This window comes from Flavobacterium sp. U410 (genome assembly GCF_053570605.1).
In genome coordinates this window covers 1-12067 of sequence record NZ_JBSEFI010000014.1, presented here as the reverse complement: position 1 = coordinate 12067, position 12067 = coordinate 1, and the positions used below count along the sequence as shown (strand labels likewise).

Sequence of the window (12067 nt, the reverse complement as noted above, 5' to 3'; positions counted from 1 at the left end):
AATTTTGAAAGTATAAGCTATGAAAAATATATTTTTATCATCCATTTTTTTATTGGGTATAGTTGGTTATGCCCAAGAAATACGACAAGAAGACGGTTTGCGTTATGCTACTCAAAATTTAACAGGAACGGCTCGTTTTAGAGCCATGAGTGGAGCTTTCGGAGCCATTGGCGGAGACTTATCGTCTATAAATGTAAACCCTGCGGGGAGCGCTATTTTTAATAATAATTATGCTAGTTTTTCAGCGAGTAATTATAATTCAAGCAATAAATCGAATTACTTCGGAAGTCAAACTAAAGAAAGTAATTCCAATTTAGACATCAATCAAGCGGGTGTAGTTTTGGTTTTCAAAAACAATGACCATGCCAGTGACTGGAAAAAGTTTTCTATTGCCCTAAATTATGAAAACCAACATGATTTTGACAATGACATTTTTATTGCAGGAACAAATCCGAATAATTCAATAGGACAATATTTTTTAAATTATGCACAAGGCGTTCCTTCAAATATTTTAAGCAATTACAATTATTCTAATCTAGGTTTTGGAGATCAACAGGCATTTTTAGGATATCAAACGTATCTATTTGACGAAAATCCTAGCGGTTCTGGTAATTATACAAGTAATGTTCCTAATGGTGGGAATTATTACCAACAAAATTCCATTACTACAACCGGATTTAATGGAAAACTGAGCGGAAATTTCGCCACATCTTATAAAGATCGTTTATTTATTGGTCTTAATTTAAATGCTCATTTCACGGACTATGTAAGAACAACACATTTACAAGAAAGTAACAACAATAGTACTAATTTAGGTGTTCAAAGCATCTATTTTGACAACGAAGTTTACACTTATGGAACCGGATTTTCTTTTAATTTAGGTGCTATTTTAAAAGTTACTGAAGAACTGAGAATTGGAGCTGCTTATGAATCTCCGACATGGTACAGACTAAACGATGAGCTAACTCAGTCCATAGACGCGATTTCCACAGATGGTTCTCAAGTATACCATGACTTTTATTACCCTAACGTTACCAATATTTACCCGACTTACAAGCTTCAAACACCAAGCAAATGGACTGGAAGTGCAGCCTATGTTTTTGGTAAAAAAGGTTTAATCAGTGCTGATGTATCTTACAAAGACTACAGCAATATTACTTTTAAACCTAAAGCTGAAGCTACTTATCAAGATTTGAACATAGCTAATTCCAACTTACTCACAAATACTCTTGAAGTGCGTTTAGGAGGTGAATACAAAATCAAACAATGGAGTTTAAGAGCAGGTTATCGTTTTGAAGAAAGTCCATACAAAGTAGATTATGCTATGGGTGACTTAACAGGATACAGTGGTGGTATTGGTTATAGTTTTGGTGAAAGCCGATTAGATTTAGCTTATGCTAATTCGCATAGAAATTACAATCAATATTTAATTTCTTCAGGAATGAACGATACCGCTAGAATCAGAACTACTCAAAACAATGTAACTTTGACGTACTCTATCAATTTCTAAGCTTAAAAACACATAAAAATAGTAAAACCCGATAATCAATTATCGGGTTTTTTAGTTATAAAAAAGTTATACCTTACTATTACTCAAACTTTTTATGTAATTTTGCACGCCAATCAAAATTCTAGTCAAATTGATTGGATTTAATTTTTAATTATATGAGAACCAAATCGTTAAAGAAGAATAAAATCAATGTAGTTACTTTAGGTTGTTCTAAAAATGTTTACGACAGTGAAGTTTTAATGGGACAATTAAAAGCCAATGGTAAAGAAGTAACGCACGAAGCGGTAAATGATGAAGGCAATATTATTGTAATCAACACTTGTGGTTTTATTGACAATGCCAAGGAAGAATCGGTAAATATGATTTTAGAATATGCCGAGAAAAAAGAACAAGGTTTGGTTGACAAAGTGTTTGTTACCGGATGTTTATCCGAACGTTACAAACCCGATTTAGAAAAAGAAATCCCGAATGTAGACCAGTTTTTCGGAACTACAGAATTGCCTTTATTACTAAAAGCATTGGGTGCCGATTATAAACACGAATTAATCGGAGAACGTTTAACCACTACTCCAAAAAATTATGCCTATTTAAAGATTGCCGAAGGATGCGACAGACCGTGTAGTTTTTGTGCCATTCCTTTAATGCGTGGAAAACACGTTTCTACTCCTATTGAAAACTTAGTTATTGAAGCGGAAAAATTAGCTAAAAACGGCGTAAAAGAATTAATTTTAATTGCCCAAGATTTAACTTATTACGGTTTAGATTTATACAAAAAAAGAAACTTAGCTGAACTTTTAGAAGCTTTAGTTAAAGTTGAAGGCATTGAGTGGATTCGTTTGCATTATGCTTTCCCTACAGGTTTTCCAATGGACGTTTTAGAATTAATGAAACGCGAACCAAAAATCTGTAATTACTTAGATATTCCGTTACAACATATTTCAGATAACATTTTGAAATCAATGCGTCGCGGAACTACGTATGAAAAAACGACTAACCTTTTAAAAGAGTTCAGGAAAGCGGTTCCCGGCATGGCTATTCGTACCACTTTAATTGTAGGTTACCCCGGAGAAACGGAAGAAGATTTCGAAATTCTGAAAAATTGGGTTCAAGAAATGCGTTTTGAGCGTTTGGGTTGTTTTACCTATTCTCACGAAGAAAACACACACGCTTATTCGCTAGTTGACGATGTTCCGGAAGAAGTTAAACGTGAACGTGCCAATGAAATTATGGATATTCAAGCACAAATTTCTTGGGAATTGAACCAAGAGAAAATTGGACAAACATTCCGTTGTGTAATCGATAGAAAAGAAGGTCAATATTTCATCGGAAGAACCGAATTTGACAGTCCGGATGTAGATAATGAAGTCTTAGTAGATGCTTCTAAATTCTATTTAAAAACAGGCGATTTCATTGATCTGAAAGTAACTGATGCCACAGAATTTGATTTATATGCTGAACCAATAACTGCTTCATAAAGCATCATTCATTATAAAAAACTTAAATCCTTGAAAAATTTCAAGGATTTTTTTATTTACATGATATTTATCATGTTTTTTTTGTTTCCGTAGTCCTACATTTGACTCAAACAAATCAATAGTTCAAAAAACGATTATCAAAATTTACGTTCTAAAAATGTAATATCGACCCAGCAGAAGAATGCTCTGACAATTATTGAAAACGATTGTGAATTAGTCCTAATTAACTAAAAACTGATTCTGAAAACATTTCAGGCAACGTGTAAATAATTTAAGAATAGAGCGTCTTCGCTTAAACAAAATAATCAGTTTAATCGAGAAATTAGTTCTTTTTCATAAATGATTAACTTTTAAGTTAATCCATAGTTTTCAATCCGAAAATCCTCATTCTTCAATGGGGATTTTTTTTATTCTCCTAATTATCAAGAAACAGTAAAAAAAGTTAATTAATTATTTGCTTCGGTTCAATTAACGAATAGTATTATTTTTATATTTGAATGATTTTAAATTTTTTATATACTTTCAAAATGAAAAAGACATTCACTTTATTTGTTTTTCTACTTATCAGTAAAACATTTTATGCCCAATTTTCAATTTCTGAAATTGACCAAATTGACAAAGTAAAAAACAATACGACTTATGTTGCTATGAATAATTTAGATTCAGAAGTTTCTAAAAAATATATACAGGTTTTTAAAGATAATTGGACATTTTCTAAAATTGAATTTATAACCTATAGTCAAATCAATTCTTATTTATCTCCTAATAATTATTTTTTCTCAATTGGAGGATATGAAACAGAAGTACAAAGTTACAATGGACAAATGAAAAGTGGTTTAAATTGGTCTAACACCCATATTTACTTAGAACTTTGGACATGTACTGAAAAGTTCTTCAAGAAAAAGAAGAAAAAATTATCATTGGATGACAAATTAGTTATTTCCAGAATAGAACTTTTTACTGATTTTAATACTCTAATGTTACCTGAAAACATATATGAAGAAGAATTTGACGGTAAAAATCATATTAGAAACTGGGGTGAAGGAATCTTAAAAAATTATCTTCAAAACTTAATGACAGCTTTAAACAAAAAAGAACAAAGAGATTTATACAAATATTTCCCTGACACCTCTGAATTAAAAAACTTAAAAAATCAGACCATTTATGTACCTGATTATGTCCTTATAAAATTCAACAAGTTTACAGGTGACGAAAGTAAAAAGCATGATGCTAAAGATATTTTTAAAGATTATTCTTTTAATTATGAATTAATTTCGACTAATGAACTAAACAATAAGATACTCTCTTCAACAGAACCTTTCTATTATTTAGTTTACATTAAAAGCAGCACAGACAAATATATTTCAGTAATTAATTCAAAAACGGGGGAATATGTCTATACAAAATACACTCCCATATCCTACAACATAGGTTCTAAAGATCTTAAAGAACTCGCTAAAGCAATAGAAAAATAATTTATATTCTAAAATCTCCATTCTTTTCTTCAATGGGGATTTTTTATTTTTACCAAAAATAAATGATATGTTTTTACGAATTGAAACTATTCAGCCCAAAAAACTAATTGGTTTTTCTACACCAACCACTTTAGCTGACGACAAAACCGTTTCTATTTGGAAACAATTAATGCCTCGCCTGAAAGAAATAAAAAATGCGGTTTCAGCCGATTTGATTTCGTTGCAGGTTTACGATTTTGAAAGTTTACAGGATTTTACTCCTTTTACTGAATTTACCAAACATGCTTTAGTAGAAGTAAAAAATTTCGATTATGTTCCGGAAGGTTTTGAAACCTTTGAATTACCTGCCGGAGAATATGCCGTTTTTCTACACAAAGGAATTCCGGCAGATTTTGCAATTACTTCGCAATATATTTTTGGAGAATGGATGCCGGCAAGCAATTACAATGTCGATAACAGACCTCATTTTGAAATTCTCGGTGATCTATATATCAACAATCATCCTGATAGTCAAGAAGAAGTTTGGATTCCAATAAAAAAATAGATGATTTAATTTAAAACTCTATTAATTTGAACAAAGCGTTTAGCGTAATAAGGCTCACGAATAGAGGAAATAATAACTCCCGAAGACGTTGAAGAATGAATAAATTTAATTTCGTCCCCATCTACTTCAGTAATCATACCTACGTGACTGATTGTTTTTTTTCTATTTGTAGCAAAAAATATTAAATCTCCTTTTTGTGCTTGTCTTTTTTTAACTTTTGATCCCATTGCTGCCTGACTTCCGGAAGTTCTGGGCAAATTAAAGTCAATTTCTTCAAAAGTAGTACACATTAAACCCGAACAATCAAAACCAGCTGCAGTTGTTCCACCGCTTCTGTAGCGAGTCCCTAAATATCCTGAAGCTATTTCAATCAACAAATCGGCTTTTGACAATGCCGAAGTACTAATTTCTGCTACCTCTGAAATTTCATCTTCACTCACCGCAACAACCTCAACGACCTCATTATCTATAGGAATCCCTTTCTTAATTACCAATTGATAATTGGTAGGCAATATTTTTTTCATTGAAGGATTTAAATCCTTTATATTCTGAACTGTTGTCTGATATTTTTTCGCAATTTTATAAAGCGTTTCTCCTTTTTTTACAACGTGAATTAAATCTTCAGCCTGTGTATCATCTTCTACTTCATTCGCTGTTTCTTCAACCACAACTTTAGGTGATTCCTCAACCCTTTGTTTATTTAAAAAGATTTCTTGACCGATTTTCAGATCTTTGGCGTCCAAATCGGGATTGTTTTGTTGTAAATCGGATAGTTTTAGTTGATATTTTTGGGCTATGCTATAAAAAGATTCACCTTTTGCAACTGTATGCGTTTGTGGAATGACTACGGCTTCCGTTTTAGGCTCTTGTTTTTTCTTGGAAGGAATCACTAATACCTTTCCGATAGCCAACGGTTTATCTTTTATCGACGGATTGGCTTCAAAAATCTCTTTTTCTTTGACTTTATATTTCTTAGCAATAGCATAAACAGTCTCACCGGAACGAACTTTATGTTGCTGTTCCTGAGCATTTATAAACTGAATACCTAAAAGTAAAAAAAGTATGTTTATTGCTTTTTTCATTCCAAAATTTATGATTGCAAGATAAAAACTTTTAGAATAAAGAAGTCTTTTTTAATAAAAGTTTTGCATTTGGTTAAGTGCATTCGACCTGAAAGCGATTCAAAAAATGGATACTTTCAGGCCAAACTTACTATTAACAAACCCAATTATTATAACAAAGTAGAAGGACAAACGTATTCCGAACATGGAATTGTTATTGCTCCTATTTCTTTAAAACCTCCTATAACGTCAACAAAGTTGATAAATCCCTTTTGACGTAAAATAGATGCCGCAATCATACTACGATATCCTCCGGCGCAAAAAATGATAAAGAATTTATCTTCCGGAAACTGATCTAATGACTGATACAACTGATTGAGTGGAATATTAACCGAATCTACAACATGTTCGGCTTCAAACTCACTTTTCTTTCTAATATCAATTAAAACCGGATGAACCGAATCCATCATTTCCTGCATTTCTACCGCTGTAATTCGAGACTGTTCAAAAAATGGTTTTCCTTCTTTTCGCCAATGGTCCATTCCTCCTTTTAAGTAACCAATGGTATGATCGTAACCTACTCTCGACAAGCGAATCATACATTCTTCTTCCCTACCCGGATCGGTTACCAATACTATTTTTTGGTTGATATCGGAAATCATTTCGCCCACCCACATTGCAAAACTTCCATCAACACCAATATTTAAACTATTTTTGATAAAGCCATTCGAAAAATCAGAAGCACTTCGGGTATCTAAAATTAGGACATCTTCTTGTTGAATTACCTTTTCAAATTCACTCACAGAAAATGGCGTTTGGGCACGTTTTAAAACCTCGTCTAAAGATTCATATCCTTTAAGATTCATCACTACATTTTTAGGAAAATATCCCGGAGGCGTTACCAACCCATTCAACAATTCACTAACAAATTCATCTTCTGTCATATCCGAGCGAAGGGCGTAATTGGTTTTCTTTTGATTTCCCAAAGTATCCGTGGTTTCCTTGCTCATTTTTTTACCACAAGCACTTCCGGCACCATGATTGGGATATACGATTAAATCGTCTGCTAAAGGCATAATTTTTTCGCGTAGCGAATGGAATAACATTCGTGCCAACTTATCTTGAGTGAGATCAGCAATGACGTGTTGCGCTAAATCCGGACGACCTACATCACCAATAAACAACGTATCACCGGAAATAATTCCGTGCTCTTTACCCGTTTCATCTAGTAACAAATATGTCGTACTTTCCAACGTATGTCCCGGAGTATGAAGCGCTTTGATTTGGCACTTGCCCAATTGAAAAACTTCTCCATCTGTAGCAATATGTGCTTCAAAGTTAGGCTTCGCTGTTGGTCCGTAAACAATAGTTGCACCGGTTTTTTGAGCCAAATCTAAATGCCCCGAAACAAAATCGGCATGAAAATGTGTTTCAAAAACATATTTAATTTTCGCGTTATCGTTTGCAGCTTTATCTATATAAGGTTGCACTTCGCGTAAAGGGTCAAAAATCGCTGCCTCTCCATTACTTTCCACATAATAAGCAGCATGTGCTATACAGCCGGTGTAAATTTGTTCTACCTTCATACTTATACTTTATTTTTGCCAATGCAAGATAGTTCGGTTTTGTAGGACAAAAAATGATAATTGTCATTTAAGAATAATCTCATTTTTAATTATAATATGTTACAAACTAGAATAAACAATTTTATAGTAAAAAAAAAACGGCTTTCAGTTATATTTGAAAGCCGTTGCTTTTTACTATTTTAATACATTTACTTCACTATAATCACTTCTCTAATCACTTCTCCTGTTTTTGCAAATACATTAAGAATATAATTTCCTGATTTTAAATTAAGATCCGAAATTTTATTTTCGCCTCTTTCAATTGTACCTGAATACACAATGTTTCCATAAAAATCATAAATTTTTATAGGCTCTTTTTCTTCATTATTAACTTTTAATGTTATCACATCATCTCCACAAGGATCACCAGGAGCAGGACGCATCACAACTGTTAATTCATTATCTGTAACCGGATTAGGAAATGCTTTAAGACTAGTATCGCAATCTTGGGCAGATTTTATGGTAATATAACTACTTGTTACAAGTGTAGAACCGCAAGAATTTCGAGCTACTAACTTTATTAAATACTGTCCTTTACATGTTCTAAAATCAACTGTTGCCATAGGACTTGTTGTCGTATATGTAGTAGTTCCAGACTCATAAAATCGGGCTAAACTTGTTCCTGAAGGACAAATAATAAGTCCGTCACTATTTATTGTACAGGTACAATCACTGCTTAAATTTACAACCTCAATAGTCCATTGATAATCTACAATACCTTGTCCCGGACTATTTACATAATAACTTTCTATTGTCATTGGCGAGGTGGTAGTATGTCCATTAAGTGTATTATTGGTTATTTTTGGAGTGCCTACCCAAATTCTTTTAGAAATGGTAGCGGATCCACATTTTGTATTACTGTAGGTAGCATTTAAAGTAACATAGCCGCTTTGTCCATTAACTTTAGTAAGTGTGATTTCATTTCCGTTAATAATATAGGTTACTATACTATTCCCTTCGGTTATTGACCAAGTACAAGATGTTGCCTCATTAGTTACTGAATATATACTTGATGTACATAGTGTTGAAATTCCATTAATTGCGGCATTAGAACAAAAGTTAGAACAATCCTCCGTCAAATTATTTTCTTCATTTAATTCTTTTGCTAACCAATTACCATTTCTAGTTTGAAAAGAAATGTGCGCATTGTTTATAGGATTATTTCTATTGAAAATCTACAATAAAATTGTCAAAAGAAGTAGAAAGTCCTGAATAGTTAACAACCCCTCCATGATATGTTTTTAAATAATCAGAAGAGTTAACATTACTATTATTTCGCTTAATATCTAAAGCACTTACAACTGGTATAAAACCATATTTTATATTAACAAACGAATTGCTTGGAATACTAAACGGAATATTGTCTGTTATATTTGTTATATTATAATATCCTCCGGAATACGTATCAAAAGGTAAGTAATCTGAAGGAGCATTTTTGGTTCTTTCTGTAATAGTATGAGAAATTTTAATCATCCAAAGAAGTTTCTTTTCATATCTTATTTTTCCATCATACACCTTTCTATCTGTCGCATTAATTGCAGGATTTGTATGAATATCAAAATCGAAAAAATACTTACTGGATCCTGGCAAAATACCTAAAATAACTAAAGTAAAATCGTTGACTAATGTTCCTATTGCCGGCGTTATAATCATGTGAAGTAAATCACCAAAAACATCGGGATTATGTAAATCATGTAAACTAATGATTTTATCTCCGGCATTAAACCCATGATCCACTGCACATTCATTACCATTACTTATCGCTATATTTCTACTAAGCTGTGGAAGCCGATTGCTTCTAATTCCTGTTGCCAAGCAGCATGAATAGCCATTGTAGGGTTACTTAATTTATCAACGTAATGGTAGTTCATTTGTAAAGCTGCCGGAGTATCTTGCAGGGTTAAAACATCGTTCAATGAAGGAAATGCTACATTGATATTACCTAGCGACAATAATTCTACAAAATTTAATACTGTAGGAATTAAATACTCAAAGGTTCCATATAAAATAGGTGCTTCGGTATAATTATCATACATATGGCGAGTAAAATATTGTGTACTCAAAGGAGTGTTAGCTCCTTGCATAGGCGAATCATGAGCGATGAACAAACGAACATCGTGAGATATATTATCTTGTTCCATTTTTGCCAACGTATAACGCCCTATAACACCGCCCATGCTTTGCCCTAATAATACATTTTGAAAAGTACTACCTGCCTGCTGTTTTTTAGCATTTACCCATGCCAATACCTGTTGCAACACTTTACTGTTTTCTCTGATATCTGCTGTACCATTTTGCCAGTCAATATAAATGATGTCGTATTGTTGGGAAGTATCAAATAATAGAAGATTTCGTAAATTACTGGTATTTTGTAAATCATTCATGAAACTATTATCACCAAATAATGTTCTATCTCCTCCTTCTATTTCCGGGGTCAATACCGTTCCCGAGTCAAAACCTTCGGCTACAATAAATGGCTTTACTATTTGTCCATTGTGTGATGGTGCATAATCTATACGTAGTTTGGCTCCCTTTTTAGCAAAAATAGAAGCAGCATCCGGATGTGCTATAAAAACATTATTGTCGTAAGCTGCAGTTATTGTTGAGGTAAGACTTAAAGCTGCCTGTACTTGACTTTCCTGCTCCTCAATTTCCATCTTCGTTTGGCTGTATAAGACAGAGCCATCACTAAGTGTAACTCTAAAAACCCAATCATATGTTCCGTTTTGGGTATAATTAGCATATACCTTTTGGTCAAACGCTACGTTTTTTATTCCTGTACCATCATTAAAATTTACTTGAATAGATTCTATGAGATCATTGTTACTAAGCATTAAATCTTGAGGAAGTACTACTCCAAAAAACTTTTTATTATAATGATTTACAGCTGGTGTAAATGCTATAGTTTTCAGACTTTCATAAGGATTTTGCCAAACCCCGCCTACATACTTATCATAATATTTATTATCTGAAACAGTTATTTTTCCGTTTGTCAGTGCATTGCTATTGATCCGGGAATATTGGTATAATAACCCGGCAATCACCATAGTATTTTGTTCTGCTTCATTATACGTATTGCGATGCGAGACCCAGTTTTTAGCAATTGTTTCCATTCTGGGAAAATAAGTAGTATCAGTCGTTACTTTTCCCATAAACAATGTTTTGTAAATACTCCCTAATACATTAGCACTGATATAAGTAGTATCTGTAAGCGTTCCGTTATATGCCGGAACATTAGTAAACTCCATGGCAAAATCATTGAGAACTCCATGGGGTATTTTTCCTTTGTCTAACCCTTCAAATATAGGTGTTATTTGACTTTTCCAAGTGCTGTTGACTTCAGTTTGACCATGCAGTAATAAGCTTGTGAGCATCGTATAAAAGAGTAATGAAATTTTTTTCATAATTTTAAAGTGAATTTAGTGAAACATAAATTTTGTGTTTTGCTTTAAACGAACCGTTTTGTTGGCACAAAACGGTTCTGTTTTTTTATTCTGTAAATAAAGTATCAAAACGTCCTTCTCGGATTTCTATTCTTTCTCCTGTATATGGATTTGTAATGTTAAACCAAAAAGTTCCCGATACTATATGATTGGTAAAATCTAATTTAGTTATGGTCAGTTCGCCTGTAAAATCATTAGAAGTCTCTGATATCTGATAATTAGATGAAGAAATAGAAAATCCTACTACTGCTCCTGCATTTCCTTCTACAATTTCATTTAAAATTAAAATTTCTCCTTCTGAGATAGTTTTTTTTATAGTTCCCAAATTTACACTCCATGGACTAGAAGTGTATTTATAATCTTCATCATCCCCACTAATAGAAAAATAATACTCCCCATCTACATATTGGTAAAAACAGTTAAACCAACCTCCACTGGTGTCTATAAAAGCTTCTCCGTTTACATAACAGGCAAACGTTCCTGCACCGGTTTGTGTTGCTGGTGGTAAAGAAGCATTACTGTCATCATCTTTATTGCAGCAGCCTAAAGTAAAAGCTGCTAATACTAATAATACTATTTTTTTCATTGATTCTATAATTTGTTTTATCATTATTCTGTAAATAAAGTATCAAAACGTCCTTCTCGGATTTCTATTCTTTCTCCTGTAACAGGATGTTGTACATCAAACCAAAAAGTTCCTGATACTATATGATTGGTAAAATCTAATTTGGTTATGCTCAGTTCGCCTGTATATTGAGAATCTGTATTTGAACCAGAACCAGAGGGGAAAGGTTCTTTAAAATACCCTCCTCCAAAAATATTATACTCCTGATATTCTGTCAAATAATACGTTGTGTTTTCAAATATTTCTTTTTTTAATGTTCCTATATTTAAACTAAAAGGCTCCCTATTATTATCATTTGCTTGTATTCCA

At 32.7% G+C, this 12067-nt stretch carries 10 protein-coding genes and 1 pseudogene; 4 read left to right on the top strand and 7 right to left on the bottom strand.

What is annotated here, in order from left to right:
* The first annotated feature begins 19 nt into the window (after window positions 1–19).
* The 4 genes from ACUSJC_RS10245 to ACUSJC_RS10230 all read left to right on the top strand — a co-directional run bounded on the left by ACUSJC_RS10245 (window position 20) and on the right by ACUSJC_RS10230 (window position 5004).
* On the top strand, window positions 20–1510 hold the full coding sequence (locus ACUSJC_RS10245; RefSeq protein WP_449269482.1) for an OmpP1/FadL family transporter: 1491 nt from the start codon (window positions 20–22) through the stop codon (window positions 1508–1510).
* Between the two features lie 155 nt (window positions 1511–1665).
* Window positions 1666–2985, top strand: a complete 1320-nt coding sequence (gene rimO / locus ACUSJC_RS10240) for a 30S ribosomal protein S12 methylthiotransferase RimO (RefSeq protein ID WP_449269481.1) — start codon at window positions 1666–1668, stop codon at window positions 2983–2985.
* Window positions 2986–3512: 527 nt separating this feature from the next.
* On the top strand, window positions 3513–4460 hold the full coding sequence (locus ACUSJC_RS10235) for a hypothetical protein (RefSeq protein ID WP_449269480.1): 948 nt from the start codon (window positions 3513–3515) through the stop codon (window positions 4458–4460).
* Between the two features lie 67 nt (window positions 4461–4527).
* Window positions 4528–5004, top strand: coding sequence for a GyrI-like domain-containing protein (locus ACUSJC_RS10230; RefSeq protein ID WP_449269479.1), 477 nt, complete (start codon window positions 4528–4530; stop codon window positions 5002–5004).
* Between the two features lie 5 nt (window positions 5005–5009).
* Here the strand turns inward: ACUSJC_RS10230 and ACUSJC_RS10225 are convergent, their stop codons facing one another.
* The 7 genes and pseudogenes from ACUSJC_RS10225 to ACUSJC_RS10195 all read right to left on the bottom strand — a co-directional run.
* Window positions 5010–6086, bottom strand: a complete 1077-nt coding sequence (locus ACUSJC_RS10225; protein ID WP_449269478.1) for a LysM peptidoglycan-binding domain-containing protein — start codon at window positions 6084–6086, stop codon at window positions 5010–5012.
* A 149-nt stretch (window positions 6087–6235) separates the two neighbouring features.
* Entirely contained in the window at window positions 6236–7651 is a 1416-nt protein-coding gene (locus tag ACUSJC_RS10220; RefSeq protein WP_449269477.1) for an MBL fold metallo-hydrolase, read from the bottom strand.
* 188 nt (window positions 7652–7839) lie between these two features.
* A complete protein-coding gene (locus tag ACUSJC_RS10215; protein ID WP_449269476.1) occupies window positions 7840–8769 on the bottom strand; it encodes a T9SS type A sorting domain-containing protein in 930 nt (309 codons plus the stop codon).
* Window positions 8770–8854: 85 nt separating this feature from the next.
* A complete protein-coding gene (locus ACUSJC_RS10210; RefSeq protein WP_449269475.1) occupies window positions 8855–9505 on the bottom strand; it encodes a hypothetical protein in 651 nt (216 codons plus the stop codon).
* On the bottom strand, window positions 9454–11094 hold the full coding sequence (locus ACUSJC_RS10205; RefSeq protein WP_449269474.1) for a hypothetical protein: 1641 nt from the start codon (window positions 11092–11094) through the stop codon (window positions 9454–9456). The genes ACUSJC_RS10210 and ACUSJC_RS10205 overlap by 52 nt, the downstream gene beginning before the upstream one ends.
* A gap of 85 nt (window positions 11095–11179) precedes the next feature.
* Window positions 11180–11719, bottom strand: coding sequence for a hypothetical protein (locus ACUSJC_RS10200; protein WP_449269473.1), 540 nt, complete (start codon window positions 11717–11719; stop codon window positions 11180–11182).
* Between the two features lie 23 nt (window positions 11720–11742).
* Window positions 11743–12067: pseudogene (locus ACUSJC_RS10195) on the bottom strand (hypothetical protein); the annotation flags it as partial.